Consider the following 20,036-nt stretch of genomic DNA (forward strand, 5'->3'; position numbering starts at 1 on the left):
ATATCAGTCACTGTAATGGTACAACTAAATTTAGATCCCATCACGCAGAGAGTGATGATTGATGATCGCAGTCCAACTATTTCGGCACTGTGGGATCAAGCGGTTCAAGAGGCAGTGGTCAATACCTCCGCAGGACCGACAATTGGGTCTCGCGCCTATGCAATGGTTCACACAGGAATATATAATGCTTGGGCTGCTTATGACCCGATCGCGCTCTCGACTCAACTTCCCAGGGAATTACAGCGTCCTCCTGCTGAACAGACGAAAGCCAATCAACAAGAAGCAATGAGTTTCGCTGCCTATCGCATCTTGACAGACCTTTTTCCTTCTGAAGTTGCCCTATTTGATAACTTAATGGCAGAATTAGGGTTCGATCCCGACAATCGCACCACAAATCTCTCCACGCCAGCAGGAGTGGGTAATGTTTCAGCCCAAGCACTGCTTGAATTCCGTCGTCAAGATGGGTCGAATCAACTCGGCACTGATCCCAATGGCGAGATCGCGCTTCCCTATTCTGACACCAGTAACTATCAACCCGTAAATTCTCCAGATGAAACAAGAATCATCGATCAATGGACACCAGAACGAGTTCCCATTGATGCTGAACCTGGAACGGAAGATCGGATTCAAGAATTTTTGACCCCTCATTGGCAAAGCGTCGAACCCTTTGCCATTGCTTCCGATGGGGAGTTACGGCCAGAAGCCCCAGAACCCTTTTTACTGACCGAAGCAGAGGTTAACCTAGAACAAGGCACGATTACCCTCAGTGATGGGTCTGTCCTTGCAATTACCCCTGCACTGGTGGGAACCGTGATTAATCCCGCCTTTATTGAACAAGCAGAGACAATTGTTGAAGTCAGCGCCAATCTCACGGACGAGCAAAAAATAATCGCTGAATTTTGGGAAGATGGCGGAGGAACGTCTTATCCCCCCGGAACCTGGTTAACTTTTGGTCAGTTTGTCTCAGCGCGAGACAACCATTCCCTCGCTGAAGATGCCCAATTATTTTTCGCCTTGGGGAATGCCGTCTTTGATGCTGGGATTGCCACTTGGGAAGCAAAGCGTTTCTATGATTATGTGCGTCCAGTGCGAGCAATTCGAGATTTGGGTCAGCTTGGTCTGTTGGGTGAATTTGATGCCGATCTGGGAGGGTTCGCGATCGAAGCATGGCAGCCCGATCAAGGCACGGAAAGGATTCTTGCCACTGATTTCTTAACCTATCAAACCCCAGGCAGCGATCCCTCTCCTCCCTTCGCTGAATATACTTCTGGACACAGTGGCTTTAGTGCCGCAGCAGCGACAGTTTTAGAACTATTTACTGGCAGCGAGACATTTGACGCTTCTGTGACGTTTAAAGCGGGATCATCTCGCTTTGAACCAGAGATTACCCCTGAATCTCCAGTTACCCTAAGCTGGGAGACTTTTCGAGAGGCTGCGGACGAAGCGGGAATTTCCCGAATTTACGGGGGTATTCATTTTGATGATGGAGACCTTAACGGTCGTACTTTGGGAACTGAAGTGGGAGAAGCGGTCTGGGAAGAAAGCAGCTTTTTCGTCGGGGGCGGTTCCACATCGGTTTTTGGTTCTTTAGAAGCGGACATCATTGATTCAGAAACCAGTTCCGATTTTGATGGTCAGCGCGACCTCATCTTCAGTGGTACGGGTGATGATGTGGTTGATACCTCTCAGGCTGTTTTCGGGAAAAATCGGGTTTATGGAGGCAGCAGCGATGATGAACTATTTGCAGGGGAAAACGATCGCCTGTTTGGAGGAACGGGAAACGATACCTTAGAAGCGTCGGAAAGCAGAGGAGGCAATCGACTCTATGGCGGTGCTGGGGATGATATATTTTTCAATGGTAGCAGCGATCGCGCTTTCGGAGGTGTTGGCAATGATACTTTCTTCATGGGAGAAGCCAGTGGTAACAATATGATTACAGGTGGATCAGACGCAGACATTTTCGCGATCGCCAATGCGGGGTTTCCTGAATCCCCAAACACGATCACGGATTTTACCAGTGGCGTTGATCTTCTTCAGATTGGGGGAATTGGCGAATTAAATGAATTTGCTGATTTGAGCCTGACTGAGAGTGAAGTTGGTACAACTGTCAGTTTTGGCGCGATCGCGTTTGCCATTTTACAAGGAGTTACCGCGAGCAGTCTCGATAGTAATGACTTTAGCTTGTTTTAGGAGTTTCAATTTCGAGAAAATGCTCATGATCAGTTTGCAACAGTCGGATGGTGATCATATTTGCATCAACCTAACGCGCGATCGCGCAGCGACGATTCATCCGCAACCTCTTCAGTAAGGGCATGACAATTGAGGAAATTGCAGAAGTCACTGAGCTTTCCTCGGAAGAAGTCACTCAACTCATTAATCAAGATGAACAGTAGCTTAGTAGCGCGATCTCATCTTCGCTTGGGATTGATGCGCATTGCCATCGCCCTTTCAATTCTGCCCAAAATTAGGGAACTCAAGATGAGATAATAAGAAAAACTCATTCCTGATTCTTTTGACTCGAAATCTCCACGACCAATTTAGCAAAGACTCTCTCGCAGAACTGTTTGATCTCTTTGGCAACAGCGAGGTGGATTCTAAAGTAGCTTCCGAAGTTCGCGAAATTGATTTCTTTTTCACCCCCGATCCCGACAAGAAAGATCAGTTAACCGCCTTAGGTTTCCTGGGAAAAATGGGGTTAACCCCTGCTGTCATTGAACCCTACCGTAATCCCATTAACGCCCAAGAAGTCCGCAAGTGCTTGAAAAAATTGCTGGATTTAGAAGCAAGCCTGCAACGACGCTACAGAAGAGAACAAACTCCTTTTTCTGAACAAGAACTGCCCAAATTATGGATTCTTTCACCAACCATTTCTAACTCAGTGATTGAAGACTTTAACGCCAAACCTGACTTAGACAACTGGGTAGAGGGCTTTTACTTTTGTGGCGAAGGATTGAGAACCGTTCTCGTGGCGATTCACCAACTTCCTCGTGTTCCCGACACCTTATTTTTAAGGATATTTGGTCGAGGTCGAGTGCAAATGCAGGCGATTGAAGAACTGCAGCAGTTGCCAGAAACGAATCCATTTCGGGATCGGATTCTGGAAATTGTGGCGAACATGGTTGCTATCTTAGAAGTAAGACAGCAAGAGCAACAAGGTTTAGAAAGTGAAGAGAGGGAATTTCTCATGCAGTTATCAACGGTTTATACCCAACGCCTAGAAGAGGCAACTCAACAAGGCATTGAACAAGGAGTTAAACTCGCGCAGCGACGATTGATCCGAAATCTCTTCAGCAAGGGTATGACCATTGAGGAGATTGCAGAAGTCACTGAACTTTCCCCAGCAGAAGTCACTCAAATCATGAATCAAGATGAACAGTAGCTTAGTAGCGCGATCTCATCTTCGCTTGGGATTGATGCGCGTCGCCATCGTGCTTGAAATTCTGCGAAAAATTAGGGAACTCAACATGAGAGAATAGGAAAAACTTATCCCTGATTCTTTTGACTCGTAACCTTCACGATCAATTTAGTAAAGATTCTCTCGAAGAATTGCTCTCTTCCTTTGGAAAAAGCGAGGTAGATTCTAAAGTGGCTTCCGAAGTCCGAGAAATTGATTTCTTTTTCACCCCCGATCCCGACAAGAAAGATCAGTTAACCGCCTTAGGTTTCCTGGGAAAAATGGGGTTAACCTCTGCTATTATTGAACCCTATCGTAATCCGATTAACGCCCAAGAAGTCCGCAAGTGCTTGAAAAAATTACTGGATTTGGAAGCAAGCCTGCAACGTCGCTACCGACGAGAACAAACTCCTGTCTCGGAACAAGAACTGCCCAAATTATGGATTCTCTCACCAACTATTTCCAACTCAGTGCTGGAAGCATTTGGAGCCAAACCTGATTTAAACAACTGGGTGGAGGGGTTTTACTTTTGTGCTGAAGGATGGAGAACTGTTTTGGTTGCTATTCACCAACTCCCTCGCACTCCCGACACCTTATTCTTAAGGATATTTGGTCGCTCTCAGGTGCAAATGCAGGCGATTGAAGAAGTGCAACAGTTGCCAGAAACGAACCCATTTCGAGACAGGATTCTGGAAATTGTGGCGAACATGGTTGCTATCTTAGAAGTAAGACAGCAAGAGCAACAAGGTTTAGAAAGTGAAGAGAGGGAATTTCTCATGCAGTTATCAACGGTTTATACGCAGCGTATTCAAGAAGCTGAACAACGTGGTATCGCGATCGCGCAGCGACGATTAATCCGCAACCTCTTCAGTAAGGGGATGACCATTGAGGAGATTGCAGAAGTGACTGAGCTTTCCCCAGAAGAAGTGACTGAAATTATTAATCAAGATGAGCAGTAAATTGTCCGCGCGATCGCGCTATTCATTCATTCTCCCCAGCGTTTCCACTTGCCATAGTCGGTTCCGTCACTCACGGCTAACCCAATTTGATGTTGGCTTGTTAATTCATCGCTCCCGCCTTCATTTGCCCCAATATAATACAGATACCAACTGCCATCAGCTAGAGGTACAACACAAGGAGTTCCCACCGCACGGGCATCCCAACGACCCGACCCTGAAGGGGCATGGGCAAAGACTGACCCCCCAATCTCATCCCCATCTTGTTTTTCCCAATGGTATCCGTCACTGGAAGTGGCAATGCCAATACAATGATAGCTGCTGTTGTTCACCCCTTCGTAGAACATGACATATTCGTTGCCAATGGGAAGCACATGGCGGGTTCCCACACCCCGCTCATCAAAACGTCCAGGAGATCCAGAACCTAACACTTCACCCACTTTTTCCCACTGTAAGCCATCTTCTGAGACCGCTAGCCCCACTAAAAAGCCCTTTTCTGGATTCAGGGTATGATAATACATTTTCCAAGAACCATCATTTTCCCGCAGCACTTGCGGAAAGCCACAGAATAATTCGTCGAACGCACCAGACTCACCCGTTGGTAACAAGGCACCGCGATCAGGTCCTTCCAGACGGATCCAATTTAAACCGTCCCCGGAAACCGCACAACCAGGTTGCATCCGAATCCCTTTTGCTTTCATATTGCCCACTGGGGTGAAATCATGGTCGCCGCCAAAGTACCAAAGCCAATACAAGCCATCACGAACAGTAACATCACTAACGCCGACATGGGCAGAATCGAACCGATTCGGATCAGGATGGGGTTCAAACACAGACCCCATGGTCAGCGGTCCTGACACGCGTTCCCAATGGATGCCATCGTCCGAAATTGCTAAACCACAGCGACCCGTGGGCAAATTAATCTCCCGATCAAACTCGGGATCGCGCCCATAGTACCACATCCGCCACTTTCCATCAGAACAGCGCAAAACACAAGGGGAGGACACTCGCTCTGAGTCCCACCACCCTGGTGCACCCGGTTTTAAGATCAGTCCCAGTTCCTCTGTTTGTTGGCTCATGCGGTCACCTCAAGATATTTTTTGTTGCTTGTATCGTAACAGAAGGCATCATCGAACCAGTTGAAACGAAGAATTAGAATAAAGACTAAACGCCTAATATTTATTGACCTGTCATGTCAGCAACGTTTAACTTTTTTCAGCACTGGTATCCTCTCTTACCCGTTGCCGATTTAGTCTCGGATCGCCCCATTTCCACTCACTTACTGGGACAACCGATCGCGATTTGGAAACCCACTGGAAGTTCCCATTACCGCGCTTTCTTGGATCGCTGTCCCCACCGCTTAGCCCCCTTGAGCGAAGGACGGGTTGATCCCAAAACAGGTCACTTGGAATGTTGTTACCATGGTTGGCAATTTGACGAAAATGGGACTTGTACAAAGATTCCACAAGCAGAAAACGCTGAATTACTAGAGCGGAACTGCGAGCAACTCCGGGCAACTGCGCTTCCTACCTGTGTCGCCAATGATTTATTCTGGGTTTGGCCCGATCCCGATTCAGCGGAGCTAGCAGCGAAAACTCCTCTTTCACTTTCCCCCAAAATTGACAACTCAAAAGGCTTTCTCTGGTCGTCTTATGTGCGTGATTTGCCTTATGATTGGCAGACATTGGTAGAAAATATTGCTGATCCTAGCCATGTTCCCTTTGCTCATCATGGAGTGCAAGGGAGTCGGGAGAGTGCCACCCCAATTCCGATGGAAATTAGGGAAGCAACGCCAGAGCGGATTGTTGCTCAAATTGATCGTAATTTCCCTTCAACCATGACCTTTGAACCTCCCTGTCGCCTAGAGTATGCCATCCAGCTTGGCAGTGAAGAAAAGCAGATTGGCTTAATTACTTACTGCATCCCCACCGCCCCCGGAAAATCCCGCATTGTTGCTCAATTTGCCCGTAATTTTGCCTTACGTGCCAAAGATTTAACCCCGCGTTGGTGGGAACATATCCGCCTTCGTCATCTGGTTTTAGATGGTGACATGGTTCTCTTGCATTGTCAGGAAGCAGCATTACGGGAGGAGGGTCATTGGAAAAGTGCTTATATGATGCCCACCAATGCCGATCGCTTTGTGATTGCGTTTCGCAAATGGTTTGAAAACAATTGTGACCAGTATATTCCTTGGCAGGGAGTCGGAAGTACCGTTGCACCGCCTTCTCCGGTGGAAGCGCGACGGGAGGTTTTGCTGGATCGCTATCACCAACACACCCAAATCTGTCCCGATTGTCAAGGGGCGTTAAAGCGGATTCAGCAGTTGAAAGTAGGAACATTAGTCACGACAGCGATTCTGGTTTTCGTGATTGCCCTGCTTCCAGATGCCTCTCGTTTATCGGTGGGGCTTCCTTTCTGCGCGATCGCGCTTTTCAGTGCTGGGATCTGGGGATGGTTAAACTATCGTCTCGAACCCCAGTTTTACTATGTTGATTATGTCCACGCTGAGCGTTAATTAGCAACCGAACCACTCGCGCCCTAATTCTGCCCAAGGACGCGAGTGCAATATTTGACCGTTGGTTAGCTTTTTGCCCCTTTGAGGTAAGCTAACATCGTATCTGCGTCAGAAACTTCAAAGGGATCCGTGGGACAATTATCTTGGAAATCTGGCTCAATGAAAATCTTTTCAATTTTGCCGTCATTGACCACCATGGAATAACGCCAAGACCGCATTCCAAAACCCAGATTTTCTTTATCAACAAGCATTCCCATTTTACGGGTAAAGTCAGCATTGCCATCGGGAAGCATAAATACTTTCTGTGCGCCCTGCTGTTTGGACCATTGGAACATGACAAAGGCATCATTTACGGAAAGACAAATGACTTCATCAACGCCTTGAGCCCGAATTTCATCATATAATTCTTCGTAGCGAGGCAAGTGGTTAGAAGAGCAAGTGGGGGTAAATGCACCAGGGAGGGCAAACAGAACGATTCGTTTACCACCAAAGATTTCTTGTGTGGTTCGATCTTGCCAACGGAAGGGGTTCTCTCCGCCGACGGATTCATCCCGAACCCGAGTCCGAAAGACGACATCAGGAACGGTTTGTTCAACAGCAATACCCATAATAATTTCTCCTTTTAATGAAGTGCTTAACGAGTGTTAATATATCGCGTTCAGAAGACTGATTAAAGCGGTTTGGGCAAGAATCATCCTCTAGGAAGAGAGGGCTTATAATTGCTCTCTAACCCAATGTCGAAATGCTTTCATGGTTTGGTTACGCCCTTGAGTTTTACAGTCTCTGAGAAATCTTGGAATCGCATCAACTAAATTCAATTGGGGGAAAATCATACTTTTAACAGATGTTTGATATCTTCCTTCTCTTAACAGATTGATTGATAATTTTTCTTGCTTAAATTGCCATAATTCCGGTACGCCTAAAGCAGCATAAATTTCTGGATAGCTACGGGAGGTCACTTCAATTTCTAGAGCCAGATCAGGAGGTGGATCGATACTTAAATCTATGCGGTTTTTCCCGCGAATGACGGCTTCATTTTGAATATAAAAGCAATTATCGGGTTCAATTCCTTGTCGCATTGCTTCCTTTTTGAAGGTGGTTGAACCTAGGGGACAAAATTCAAGATCCAGTTCTTCTAAGAGAATTTCTATAAAATTAGTAATATAGTTTTTGTTGATTTCGTGTTCAGGTAAGGGAGTCACAATTTCTAATATCCCTTGGTTGTAAGCAATGCGAGATGATCGTTTTTCGCCCCATTCTTCTAAGATGGTTTCTAAAGTGAGCCAATTAATGTTTCTGAGTACAACTTTCCCACCAGGAGAGACTGTCATTTGATTCATCTGCAGTTGTACCATTGTTTTTGAGCTCCATTAATTCATATATCAGAACAAATTTTTTCTTAGTTTGATGCAAACATTATATTAGTTACTTTCCGGTGTTCCAAAATAATATTCTTTTAGAACATTTTTAATGAATAACGGTTCTTCAATTTTATTTTTAATATTTAGGATTCTTCGTCTTTCAGAGGTAGTTCCTCTTGGAGAAATAACTAATAGACAGCAGGTATATTTTGGGGTATGAGGACTGTTATTAAGTTTTTCTACATAGATATCTTGTAAGATATGAGATTGAAATGATTGATTTTTCCAGGGAATCGGTCTGTGGCGAATGAGAAGTTTTTCCCGATCGGCTGTAATATACGTTTTATTGCAACATTTTGCTAAGAATAGATAAGGAATATAAAAAGCTAAACTTGTACAAATTGTAGCTATGAATGGAATGGGGAAAGGCGAAAAAAAACTTCTATGAAATCTTTTATCAATTTTTCTAAGGTATATTTTTGGATGAGTTCAAAGACATACATAACAAGACCTATAGAAGGAGGAATTATAAGGAATAAATTACCATAATTGATATAAAAATTCCACTTTCTAATAATAGTTATTCGATTATCAGTAGAGTAAACCTTAATATTTTTAGGGGGCTGTTGTTGACCAAGAAAGTCATACATAATTGGCTAGATAAGTAGCATTAAATTCAGTCTCAGTTGAGTTTATTATCATTCAAAATAAAGGATGATTCTGTTTTTTGGAAATTAATTTTATAGAAACTTAATACCGTTAATTCCTCACAATAAAAGAGAGGTTGTTGAGGAAATAAAACCGCAATTCATCGAGCAATTACAGTCTTCCTCAACTTCCGTGGATAAAATTAAACTTGACTCAATGCTGCTTCTAAACGCGGTTGATCCAGTTCTTTTTGATTCAGTAATAACCAAGACTGCATCAAATCATGTCCTTTCACATCGCCAGTTAAAGCAGCGCGGAGAGACTTCATGACTAAGCCTTTTTTCACGCCATGTTCTTTGGTCACTTGTTTAACCAGTTGTTTTGCGTCTTCTTCGCTGAGTTGATTGTGTTCTTTCACGCCTTCACAGACACTGGTAATAACAGCTTTCACGCCATCTTGTTGCAGTTGTGCTTGCGCATCTGCATTCAGTTCAACCTTGTCTTGGAAGAACATTTGAGTTTGTTCAACTGCTTCGGTAAGACGGGTTAAACTGGGGGCAATGAGGGCGGTGACTTGTTCTAACCAAGGACGATTGTTTTCAAGGTCAACTTGATAGCCTGCGTCTTCCCAAAACGGAACGAGCATTTCTAAGAGTCGCGCGGGTTCCATTTTGTGGATATACTGACTATTAATCCAGTCGAGTTTTGACCAGTCAAATTTTGCTGCTGCTTTGCTGACGCGATCGAGCGTAAAAGTTTTGGCTGCTTCTTCTAAAGTAAACAGTTCTTCTGTGGAATCGGGAGGAGTCCACCCCAAAAGCGTCATATAGTTCGCCATTGCTTCGGGAACAAAGCCCATTTTATAAAAATCAGAAATGGCAGTGACATTATCTCGTTTGGAGAGTTTTTGTCCGCTTTCGTTGAGAATTAAGGGAGTATGGGCAAATTGGGGAACAGTCCCGCCAAGGGCTTCGTAAAGGAGAATTTGTTTTGCTGTATTAGCGATATGGTCTTCTCCGCGAATAACATGGCTGATTTGCATATCCATGTCATCCACAACCACAGCTAGATTATACAAGGGTTGTCCTAAATCTTCGCGACTACTCGCCCGTGCAATCACCATATCACCGCCGAGATCGCTGCCTTTCCAAGTTAACAAGCCTCGAATGTGGTCGTTCCACATAATTTCCCGAGTATCATCAATCTTGAAACGAATGACTGGTTGTCTTCCTTCCGCTTCAAAGGCTTTTTCTTGTTCTGGGGTGAGATTACGGTGACGGTTGTCGTAACGAGGGGCTTGATTCCGCGCTTTTTGGGATTCTCGCAGTTCGTTCAGTTCTTCTTCTGTGGTGTAGCAACGGTAAGCATACCCTTGATCCAAAAGCGTTTGTACGGCTTGTTTGTAGAGGTGTAGCCGTTCCGATTGAAAGTAGGGACCTTCATCCCAATGCAGCCCTAACCAAGCAAGTCCGTCTTTGATATTTTGGGTATATTCAGGGCGCGATCGCGCAAGGTCGGTATCTTCGATCCGAATAATAAATTTGCCCCCTTCATGACGGGCATAAAGCCAGTTAAAGACCGCCGTGCGGGCGGTTCCAATATGTAAATTACCAGTGGGACTCGGTGCAATACGCACTCTAACTGTCACAGCTTTTCCTCGTTCCTTTTTTCTACAAGTTTCAATATTTTCTCATCTGCTGTAATCCTGATCTAGTCTAGAATCAACAGCATTTCATCTATTCTATCAGACCAGCAAATTTCTATTTTGTTATTAGTCATTGGTCATTAGTCATTAGTCATTGGTCATTAGTCATTGGTCATTAGTCATTGATTCTTTGGTAACTGATAACTGGTCACTGGTAACTGGTCACTGATAAAGGACGTTAAAATTTGATAACAAGCCTTATCTTCAGATTGCATCCATGATCCTTGTTATTGATAATTACGATAGTTTTACTTATAATCTCGTTCAGTATTTGGGAGAACTCGGTCGCGAGTTTGCCGTTGCCGAAGATATCCGCGTCTATCGCAACGATGAAATTGATCTCAGCGCGATCGCGCAACTGAATCCCAGTGGGATTGTAATTTCCCCAGGACCTGGCAGACCCGACGATGCAGGAATTTCTCTGGAATTAATCCGTCAATTTGCCCCGACAATTCCGATTCTTGGGGTGTGTCTCGGTCATCAGTGTATTGGACAAGTTTATGGCGGAACCGTTACCAATGCGGGAGAATTAATGCACGGCAAAACCTCCCCCGTCTATCATACGGGAGAAGGGGTCTTTGCGAATCTTGAAAACCCGTTTACCGCCACTCGCTATCATAGTTTAGTCATTGCCCGAGAAACCCTTCCTAGCGTTTTAGAACTCACCGCCTGGGTGGAAGATGGGACAATTATGGGGGTACGCCATCGGGATTATCCTCACTTGCAAGGAGTACAATTTCACCCCGAAAGCATCTTAACTGAGTCTGGAAAAAAACTCCTGCAAAATTTCTTGGTATCCTTAACAGAGCCCAGTGTTAAGGTAGCTTAGGTGTGATGATAAAGCGACGCAAAGTAATTCAGTATATCGGGTTTGGTGCATTAACGACCGTTGGTGCAATGGTACTTTCTCCCCAAAGTTACCAGGCGCAAACTGCTTCTTCCCAAGTTGAAATTACATGGTTAGGACATACGGCTTTTTTATTTAGTAATAACGAATATCGGATTTTAGTCAATCCCTTTAAGCCCATTGGCTGTACCGCAGGTTACTCTGCACCAGAAGTGAATGCGGATTTAGTTATGATTAGCAGTCAACTCTTTGATGAAGGGGGTGGTGTTGCTAACTTACCCAATAATCCGCGAGTCCTTTTTGAACCAGGATTATATCAATTTGAAGGGAAAGATATCCAAGGCATTAGTATGCCTCATGATCGCGAAGGGGGACGGCGTTTTGGCACTAATATTGCATGGTCTTGGCAACAAGGGGGATTGAAAATTCTGCACTTGGGTGGGGCTGCTGCACCGCTAGAATTTGATCAGAAAGTTCTGATGGGGAAACCCGATGTGGTGATTGTTCCCGTGGGAGGGGGACCGAAAGCCTATACTCCTGAACTGGCTAAACAAGCAATTGAAACCTTACAACCGAAATTAGTTATCCCCAGTCATTATCGCACGGCTGCTGCTGATGAAAATGCCTGTGATTTAGTTGCGGTGGATGAATTTACTCAATTATTGAACCCCAGTTCTGTTGAAACTTTAAATAGTAATCAAATTACTTTAACACCGAATTCTTTATCAGAACAAATGCAAGTGAAGATTATGAGTAGTGATGCGTTAATGGCTAAGAATTAGTCATTAGTCATTCGGCAGAGACATTCCATGGAAAATCTGTACACTGGTTATTAAAACTCATAACGAAGAACAAAGAACAAAGAACAAAGAACAAATTATGTCCATATCAAAAGCAGAATATCAACAGCGTCGTGAAACGTTAATGGAAAAAATCGGTCAAGGAACGGCTATTTTTCGTAGTGCACCAATGGCGGTTATGCACAATGATGTTGAATATCGGTTTCGTCAAGATAGTGACTTTTATTATTTAACGGGGTTTGATGAAGAAGAAGCAGTTTTAGTTCTCGCACCCCATCATGAAGAACATCAATTTGTGTTATTTGTGCAACCGAAAGATTTAGAAAAAGAAACTTGGACGGGATATCGCGTTGGGGTAGAAGCTGCTAAGGAAAAATTCGGTGCGGATGAAGCATATCCGATTAATGAATTAGACGAAAAACTTCCGCAATATTTAGAAAAAGCGGATTGTATTTATTATCATTTTGGACGGGATGAAGCCTTTAATGATACCGTTTTAAATCATTGGCGGAAACTGGTGCGACAGTATCAGAAAAAAGGAATTGCTCCAGGCGCGATCGCGGAAACCAATTTTATTTTACATCCGTTACGGCAAGTTAAAACAGCAGAGGAAATTAGTCTCATTCGCAAAGCTGTAGAAATTGGTGTTGAAGCCCACAACCAAGCACTGAAAATTGCAAAACCAGGGGTTTACGAATACGAAGTTCAAGCGGAAATTGAATATATTTTTAGTAAACATGGCGCAATGTCTCCCGCTTATCCCAGCATTGTTGCTTCGGGAGAAAATGCTTGCATTCTCCACTACATTGAAAACAGTAAACAACTGCAAGAGAATGATTTACTCTTAATTGATGCGGGGTGTTGTTATGACTATTACAACTCAGATATTACCCGCACCTTTCCTGTCAGTGGCAAATTTACAGGGGAACAAAAAGCGATTTATGAAATTGTTTTAGAAGCACAATTAAAAGCCATTGAACAAGTGAAAGCAGGGAATCCTTATAATCAATTTCATGATACCGCCCTTCGCGTTTTAGTAGAAGGATTAATGGATTTAGGAATTCTAAAAGGGGATATTGAAGAGATTATTAAAGAAGAAAAATATAAGCCCTATTATATGCACAAAACAGGACATTGGTTAGGGATTGATGTTCATGATGTGGGCGGTTATAAATTAGGAGAAGAACATTGGCAAACCCTACAACCAGGCAATATTTTAACGGTGGAACCAGGGCTTTATCTCTCGCCTCATGCGAAACCAGCCGAAGGACAACCCGAACTTCCTGAAAAGTGGCATGGAATTGGGGTCAGAATTGAAGATGATGTCCTTGTCACAACAGAAGGAAATGAAGTTTTAAGTGCAGGTGTTCCAAAATCTGTGGAGGATATGGAAAGCAAGGGTTAGTCATTGACAAGGGAGACAAATAACAAATGACAATTACAAAAAGTTCGATTATTTCCCAAGAACAAGCCCTTTCTCTAGTTGAAGAAATCATTCAAAAATCGCAAGCAGATGGGGTATTTGTTACAGTTAATGCAGAAGATTCTGCATTGAGTCGGTTTAGTGAAAACCAAATTACGCAAAATCTCAATCGCACTCAAGTTAGAATCACCATTACCAGCTATTACGGGAAACAAAGTGCGTCGGCTGCAACAACAGAGTTAGATTCCGCTTCCATTCAAGAAACTTTAGAGCGTTCCCAAATGTTAGCCCAAGTTGCACCGGAAGATCCCGAATGGGTGGAACTGCTACCGCCTCAAGATTATGAATCTCGTACTCCGGTGTATGATGAAGCAACTGCAACCTTTTCACCATTAGAACGCGGAGAAATTATCCAACAGGTGACTCAGCACTGTCAAGAAAAAGGGGTTGAGGGGTCTGGAACGCTCAGTAGTCGGGTAAAATTGCAAGCAATTGGCAATTCTAAAGGGTTACGGGCTGCTAATGCGGGAACAGATGCCAACTTTAGTTTAACCGCTCGGGTTGAAAGTGGATCGAGTTGGAATCAACGCAGTAGCTATGCTCTAAATCAGTTACCATTTCAAGATATTACAGAAAAAGTCATCGATCGCGCGATCGCGTCCCAAAATCCCCAAGCCATCGCACCAGGAACTTATCCAGTCATCTTTGATCCCGCAGCCTTTGCCGATATTTTACCCTGGGTAATATGGAATTTAGACGCACGCGCAGCCGACGAAGGACGATCCTTTATGTCTTCTCCAGAAGGAGGAAACCGTCTGGGAGAACAACTGTTTAGTCCAAATCTAGAAGTGTGGCGCGATGCAAGTCATCCCCTATTACAAATGGGGACGTTTTTCAGCGATGGTTTACCGAACACCCGCTTACCCATTATTCAAGATGGAACCGTCCAAAACTTAACTTACAGTCGTTATTGGGCGCAACAGAAAGAAACTTCGCCAACGGGTGCATTTTATCCGATGGTGATGTCAGGGAGTGATAAATCTCTGGCTGATCTGATTGCAGAAACCGATCGCGCGATCTTTGTTTCTCGGGCTTGGTACGTCCGTTATGTTAACCCCCGCACTTTAGAAGTCACAGGAATGACCCGCGATGGTACATTTTGGGTTGAAAATGGGAAACTCGCCTATCCGATTAAAAACTTGCGGTTCAATCAAAATTTACCTGAGATGCTGAATCAAATTGAAGATTTATCCCAAGTGCAGCGATTTAATGGCACAGTAGTGCCAGGAGTCAGAGTGAAAGCATTTAACTTTAGTAGCGTTACCGATAGCATTTAAAATCAGAGGACTAATTATGGAACCTCTTACGATTAACATTGATCCCCTGCAATTAACCGATGAACAATTCTTCCAACTTTGTGTGCAAAATCGGGATCTGAAATTTGAGCAAAATGCTAATGGGGACTTAATTATAAGGCAACCGACAGGTGGAGAAACGGGGAATCGCAACGCTGAAATTATTTATCAGTTACAAGCCTGGACTAGACAAAACGGAACCGGAATTGTCTTTGATTCTTCCACGGGGTTTATTCTCCCGAACGGCGCAAAACGTTCTCCTGATGCAGCTTGGATTCCGCTAGAACATTGGAATCAATTAAGTTTAGAACAGCAAAGAAAATTTCTTCCCTTATGTCCTGAGTTTGTAATTGAATTATTATCTCCAACGGATCAAGTACCAACTATTCAAAAGAAAATGCAAGAGTATCGTGAGAACGGAACTCGTCTCGGCTGGTTAATTAATCGGCAGCAAAAACAAGTTGAGATTTATCGAAGCAATCAAGAAGTAGAAACATTAAACGCGCCTCGTTTCTTATCTGGAGAAAATATTTTACTGAATTTTAATTTAAACTTAGAACCAATCTGGTAATTAATAAAAATTTTACCTATAGCGTTTCTTATGTCTGTCGAGAACAGTGACCAGTAACCCAACAACAAAGAATAAGAAACTTTGTGTTCTTTGTATATTTATGGTTCAATCAACACTCAGCACGAATAACAACACAACAGTTAACTCTCCTTGAAACAACGCTCTTCTTATTGGCAACTGCTTCCTTATATTCGCCCCCAAACCCTTACTATTTTGCAGGCTTTAGCTTGTACAGTCGTTTTTGTTGGCATTTGGCCCAGTTTAGCATGGTTAGCCGGACTAATTTCAACCGCAGTCGGACAAGGGAATGTTACCCGCAGTGCACAACTGGCGGGAATTACAGCTATTCTCTTTCTCATCCAAAAAGTGGCTCAATATGGGCAAGACTTGCTGATGGCAAAAGTCGCCTTAGCAGTGGCGTATGATGTGAGAACGTCTGTTTATGGACATTTACAAACCCTCAGCATTGATTATTTTGAAACGACGCGCACAGGTGATTTATCCTATCGCCTAACAGAAGATATTGATCGCGTTGGAGAAGTGGTCAATAAGATTTTCCATCAGTTTATCCCCAGTGTGCTGCAACTGATTGCTGTTTTTATTTATGTAATTTATCTTAATTGGCAATTGACCTTAGCGTTACTGGTCGTTGCGCCGTTAATTGCGATTTTAATTAGTTGGTTTGGGGAAAAAGTACAAACCCTCTCTCGTCGTAGCCAAAACCGCGTTTCTGACCTTTCCTCAATGCTGACAGAGGTGTTTAGTGGGATGCGGTTAGTCAAAGCCTTTGCAGCAGAAGACTATACCTTAAATAAGTTTCGTACCGAAGCCGAACACAATCGCAAAGCGAGATATGCAGCAGAAAGGGTAAAGGCGATTCAGTTTCCGATTGTCGGGTTTTTGGAAGCCTTGGCGGTGTTACTCCTATTTCTTCTTGGAGGTTGGCAAATTGCGGAAGGAAACCTGACGACGAGCGAGTTTATCAGCTATGGGGCGGGGGTTTTAATGCTCATTGACCCCATTTCGATCACCACTACCAACTATAACGAGTTTAAGCAGGGAGAAGCCTCTGTGGCGCGGGTGTTTGAATTGATGGCGATTCAACCGCGAGTCAAAGAAGCAAATCGCGCGATCGCGCTTCCTCCCGTTAACGGAAAAATCGAATACAATCACGTTCACTTTGCTTATCCTGAAAGTAACGATTGGGTTTTAAAAGACCTCAACTTTACCGTACAACCTGGGGAAATGTTAGCCCTCGTGGGTGCGTCGGGTGCGGGAAAAAGCAGCTTAGTGAACTTACTACCGCGTTTCTACGATCCCCAAGAAGGAGAAATCTTAATTGATGGGACAAATATTCGCCACGTTACTCTCAACAGTTTACGCCGTCAGATTGGTATTGTTCCCCAAGAAACCATTTTATTCTCAGGGACGATCGCGGAAAATATTGCCTTTGGACAGCCAGAAACGCCCCTAGAAGCCATCCAAGATGCAGCTAAGGTCGCTAATGCTCATCAGTTTATTTCGCAACTCTCACAGGGCTATTACACCTATGTCGGAGAAAGAGGAATGAATCTTTCGGGGGGACAACGTCAACGGATCGCGATCGCGCGGGCGGTGTTACTTGATCCAAAAATTCTGATTTTAGATGAAGCGACTTCAGCCCTTGATTCTGAATCAGAGGCACTTGTCCAAGAAGCACTGGATCGCCTTTTAAGAGAGCGTACTGTTTTTATTATTGCCCATCGCTTAGCAACGGTACGCGGTGCGGATCGAATTTTTGTCTTAGAACAGGGTCAAATCATTGAAGTGGGAACTCATCAACAACTTCTCTCCCAAAAAGCCCGCTACGCACAATTTTACGCTCAACAATTTCAGTGAGGTTTGTCCTTGGTTCACTGGTCACTGGTAACCGATCACTAATTAAAGCGTTTCTAAATAACCTAATAAATCCGACATATCTTGTGGTTTCGGTTGAAACTTGGGCATCGGTGGTGTCTCCCCACTGGTCACTTGTTGAATTAAGTGTAACTTTGATTTACGTTCCGCAATATTATGCAGGCTGGGACCGACATTGCCATCGGCTTTTATGCCATGACAACCCGCGCAGTTAATTTGAAAAATTGCCTCTCCTCGTTCGGGGTCACTAGGGGCGGCGAGAACTTCCTGTACATAAGGATCAGAAACCTGATACAGATACACTCCCAGTACACCAACACCGACTAGGAGAAAAGCACAAACAATTATAATTGTCAACTGCCTCACCAGTTCTGTTGCTGGTTTGGCTACTTCATTTGTCACTATTTTGTTGGTACTGTCCACGCCAAATTAAGTTTATTAAACAGTTCTAACTAAATGTTACCGCTATTTTACCGAAATTATCATGGGGCTTCCCCCCTTATATCTTTCTTGATCAATGTTTGCTAGAATAGGTCTGCTGAAAAAGTTGATGGATCGGTGAAGACCGTTATTCCTTAATCACTGATGGAATTTGCTCTATAATTTTTGAAGCAACCGCATTAGGAGACTGTTTGGGTTCAACCCTAATCTGTAAATCGGCTTGGGCGTAGCGATCGCGCCGTTGATCCAATAAATCAGCTAAGGTTTGTCTCGGATTTTCGGTTTGTAAAAGCGGGCGAGATTGATCCTCTGCTAAACGTTCCATAATCAGATCAAGGTCAGCATCGAGCCAAACCACTAAGCCTTGTTGTAAAAAACTCCAATTCTGGTTTTGGAGAATAATTCCGCCCCCCGTAGCAATGACACTGCGAGCATAAGCAGATAACTCTTGTAAAACTTTGGTTTCTAACTCCCGAAAATAGTCTTCACCAGCTTTCGCAAAAATCTCAGTAATCGCTTGTCCTTGCACTCGGGTAATTAACTCATCCGTATCAAAAAAACGGTAAGTGAGTTGTTGCGCCACCGCTTGACCGACGGCGGTTTTCCCCACCCCCATCATGCCAATTAAATAGAGATTTAGTCCTTGCAATAAATCAGCGTTTGTCTGGTTCATCATCATCTTCGTTTTCGTCTTCAGGTAGATTCCATAATGGTGGACGAATCACGCGATAGTTCGCCTCATAAATTTGAGGTGAGTTCGGTTTGTCTGTCTCATCCTCTTGCTGATTATATCGGTCAGAGATCATCTCTTCTGGCTCAAAGGAGGGTTGATTGGCTATTGAGTCTGGATTCGGATCGCCCCGATAGCGATAAGAAGACACTGAACTGGGTTGGATTCTGTTTTCTCGTTCTTTTTCTAGGGTATAAAAATCGTAGTCGCGATCGCGCTGGGGATTATTATTTTCACGGGGGGGTTCTTCAATATTCCAGTCATCATCAATGTCATTCCAATCTTCTCTTTCAGGAGGAGATTCCCAATCTTCCTCTGAGTTATCGAAGGCACTACCAACGGTATAATTAACTGGATCAGAACGATCAGATTGAGATTCAGTGTTCTGATTAGAAAAATTTTCCGCCGTAAATCTCTCTCGTTGATCGTCCTCAGGAAACTCAAACTCTTCCTCATCATCCCAGTCCCGAGGTCGTCTTGCTTTGGGAGCAAAACCCCCCAGCAAGAATTGTAATAAAAGACTGATCATTAGCCCCGCGATCGCGCTGAGAATTAACCAAAAACCAACGGGAAGGGCAACCGTTTGATTCCCAAAAATTACAATAGCAATCACTGGGGAACGATTCTGGAGCAGAAAAATGAGTCCCGCCACTAAAATGATCACCCCAATCGTTAATTTGACCTGTACATTTTTCATCTTTCCTGATGTCATCCCTAGCTAATATTCTGTTCACTTTTGCTAGCCATTTTTCCCCTATAATGTCAAACTATAAATAATCCTCTATTCATTGCAGTTAAGAATATGGTTTATCCCTCCGTTCAACTGCCAAAAATTTCTCCAGTTCTAACCTTGTTTGCTGCACCAGAACTCCCCTTGGAAGTGTATATTTGCCAACCAACTCCCTTTGTGCAAGATAACTTAGAAAAAATGTTGCCCGATTGGACACTTCCCACCGCTTGGGTGGTGATCATCCTGCAAAAGGCAAGGTTTTCCTTATCCACTCGCTCCAACATTGTAGAGCAAGAAAAACAACGACTGCGAGAACGCTTTATGCGCTTTGGGGTCGAAGTTGCCTTTGACTTAAAAGAACAAGGGGATCTCGCTGACCTCATTGATCCCCGCAATGGACAGCCTTTACTTTCTCATCCTGGTGTTCTTAATCATGATGATGTGAAAGTTGTTTCCACCTTACTGGGCTTCCCAACCGCCCTGGGAGATTGCACTTGCATGATTCATCCGCACTGGGGAGATGCGGTCTATCCCAGCGTCATGTTGTCTTCGGCAGATCCCAAAAAAATTAAATCGGTTCTAGAAACCTCTGCTGAGCGTTTTCAATGGCAAGTCAGCTAACCCTTCTATGTTATTCTGTGAAATGTGAAGATAATTAAAGAAG

18 protein-coding genes are annotated in these 20,036 nt (G+C 43.9%); 11 read left to right on the forward strand and 7 right to left on the reverse strand.

All coding sequences use genetic code 11. From position 1 onward, the window contains the following. The first annotated feature begins 15 nt into the window (after window positions 1-15). From PCC7418_RS02885 to PCC7418_RS02895, 3 genes are all read left to right on the forward strand, one after another. On the forward strand, window positions 16-2,190 hold the full coding sequence (locus PCC7418_RS02885) for a DUF6851 domain-containing protein (RefSeq protein WP_015224677.1): 2,175 nt from the start codon (window positions 16-18) through the stop codon (window positions 2,188-2,190). Between the two features lie 322 nt (window positions 2,191-2,512). Continuing rightward, window positions 2,513-3,379, forward strand: coding sequence for a hypothetical protein (locus tag PCC7418_RS02890; RefSeq protein ID WP_015224678.1), 867 nt, complete (start codon window positions 2,513-2,515; stop codon window positions 3,377-3,379). 119 nt (window positions 3,380-3,498) lie between these two features. Next, window positions 3,499-4,353: a hypothetical protein gene (locus PCC7418_RS02895; RefSeq protein WP_015224679.1), complete on the forward strand. Its 855-nt coding sequence runs from the start codon at window positions 3,499-3,501 to the stop codon at window positions 4,351-4,353. Between the two features lie 26 nt (window positions 4,354-4,379). Here the strand turns inward: PCC7418_RS02895 and PCC7418_RS02900 are convergent, their stop codons facing one another. Next, complete coding sequence (locus tag PCC7418_RS02900; RefSeq protein ID WP_015224680.1) at window positions 4,380-5,429, reverse strand: hypothetical protein; 1,050 nt, start codon at window positions 5,427-5,429, stop codon at window positions 4,380-4,382. 113 nt (window positions 5,430-5,542) lie between these two features. On the opposite strand from PCC7418_RS02900, the gene PCC7418_RS02905 reads away from it, so the two are divergent. After that, entirely contained in the window at window positions 5,543-6,865 is a 1,323-nt protein-coding gene (locus PCC7418_RS02905) for a Rieske 2Fe-2S domain-containing protein (RefSeq protein ID WP_015224681.1), read from the forward strand. 65 nt (window positions 6,866-6,930) lie between these two features. On the opposite strand, the gene PCC7418_RS02910 is transcribed toward PCC7418_RS02905, so the two are convergent. The 3 genes from PCC7418_RS02910 to gltX all read right to left on the reverse strand — a co-directional run bounded on the left by PCC7418_RS02910 (window position 6,931) and on the right by gltX (window position 10,522). After that, the gene (locus tag PCC7418_RS02910; RefSeq protein WP_015224682.1) at window positions 6,931-7,473 is read right to left on the reverse strand and encodes a peroxiredoxin; all 543 of its coding nucleotides are present in this window, start codon (window positions 7,471-7,473) and stop codon (window positions 6,931-6,933) included. Window positions 7,474-7,578: 105 nt separating this feature from the next. Continuing rightward, on the reverse strand, window positions 7,579-8,220 hold the full coding sequence (locus PCC7418_RS02915; RefSeq protein ID WP_015224683.1) for a Uma2 family endonuclease: 642 nt from the start codon (window positions 8,218-8,220) through the stop codon (window positions 7,579-7,581). Window positions 8,221-9,076: 856 nt separating this feature from the next. Next, window positions 9,077-10,522, reverse strand: coding sequence for a glutamate--tRNA ligase (gene gltX / locus PCC7418_RS02925; protein ID WP_015224685.1), 1,446 nt, complete (start codon window positions 10,520-10,522; stop codon window positions 9,077-9,079). Window positions 10,523-10,796: 274 nt separating this feature from the next. On the opposite strand from gltX, the gene PCC7418_RS02930 reads away from it, so the two are divergent. The 6 genes from PCC7418_RS02930 to PCC7418_RS02955 all read left to right on the forward strand — a co-directional run bounded on the left by PCC7418_RS02930 (window position 10,797) and on the right by PCC7418_RS02955 (window position 17,453). After that, window positions 10,797-11,408, forward strand: a complete 612-nt coding sequence (locus tag PCC7418_RS02930) for an aminodeoxychorismate/anthranilate synthase component II (protein WP_015224686.1) — start codon at window positions 10,797-10,799, stop codon at window positions 11,406-11,408. Window positions 11,409-11,413: 5 nt separating this feature from the next. Beyond that, a complete protein-coding gene (locus PCC7418_RS02935) occupies window positions 11,414-12,208 on the forward strand; it encodes an MBL fold metallo-hydrolase (RefSeq protein WP_015224687.1) in 795 nt (264 codons plus the stop codon). 97 nt (window positions 12,209-12,305) lie between these two features. Then, complete coding sequence (locus tag PCC7418_RS02940; RefSeq protein WP_015224688.1) at window positions 12,306-13,631, forward strand: aminopeptidase P N-terminal domain-containing protein; 1,326 nt, start codon at window positions 12,306-12,308, stop codon at window positions 13,629-13,631. 26 nt (window positions 13,632-13,657) lie between these two features. Continuing rightward, a complete protein-coding gene (locus PCC7418_RS02945; protein WP_015224689.1) occupies window positions 13,658-14,986 on the forward strand; it encodes a TldD/PmbA family protein in 1,329 nt (442 codons plus the stop codon). Between the two features lie 16 nt (window positions 14,987-15,002). Continuing rightward, a complete protein-coding gene (locus PCC7418_RS02950; RefSeq protein ID WP_015224690.1) occupies window positions 15,003-15,575 on the forward strand; it encodes a Uma2 family endonuclease in 573 nt (190 codons plus the stop codon). A gap of 150 nt (window positions 15,576-15,725) precedes the next feature. Next, on the forward strand, window positions 15,726-17,453 hold the full coding sequence (locus PCC7418_RS02955; protein WP_015224691.1) for an ABC transporter ATP-binding protein: 1,728 nt from the start codon (window positions 15,726-15,728) through the stop codon (window positions 17,451-17,453). A 42-nt stretch (window positions 17,454-17,495) separates the two neighbouring features. Here the strand turns inward: PCC7418_RS02955 and PCC7418_RS02960 are convergent, their stop codons facing one another. From PCC7418_RS02960 to PCC7418_RS02970, 3 genes are all read right to left on the reverse strand, one after another. Then, complete coding sequence (locus PCC7418_RS02960; RefSeq protein WP_015224692.1) at window positions 17,496-17,873, reverse strand: cytochrome c; 378 nt, start codon at window positions 17,871-17,873, stop codon at window positions 17,496-17,498. Between the two features lie 166 nt (window positions 17,874-18,039). Next, a complete protein-coding gene (locus PCC7418_RS02965; protein ID WP_015224693.1) occupies window positions 18,040-18,588 on the reverse strand; it encodes a shikimate kinase in 549 nt (182 codons plus the stop codon). Next, window positions 18,566-19,339: a DUF308 domain-containing protein gene (locus tag PCC7418_RS02970; RefSeq protein ID WP_015224694.1), complete on the reverse strand. Its 774-nt coding sequence runs from the start codon at window positions 19,337-19,339 to the stop codon at window positions 18,566-18,568. The genes PCC7418_RS02965 and PCC7418_RS02970 overlap by 23 nt, the downstream gene beginning before the upstream one ends. A gap of 105 nt (window positions 19,340-19,444) precedes the next feature. Here PCC7418_RS02970 and PCC7418_RS02975 point away from each other — a divergent pair, with 105 nt between their 5' ends. Beyond that, a complete protein-coding gene (locus PCC7418_RS02975; protein ID WP_015224695.1) occupies window positions 19,445-19,993 on the forward strand; it encodes a methylmalonic aciduria and homocystinuria type D protein in 549 nt (182 codons plus the stop codon). The last annotated feature ends 43 nt before the right edge of the window (window positions 19,994-20,036 follow it).

Source organism: Halothece sp. PCC 7418, assembly GCF_000317635.1.
GTDB lineage: Bacteria > Cyanobacteriota > Cyanobacteriia > Cyanobacteriales > Rubidibacteraceae > Halothece.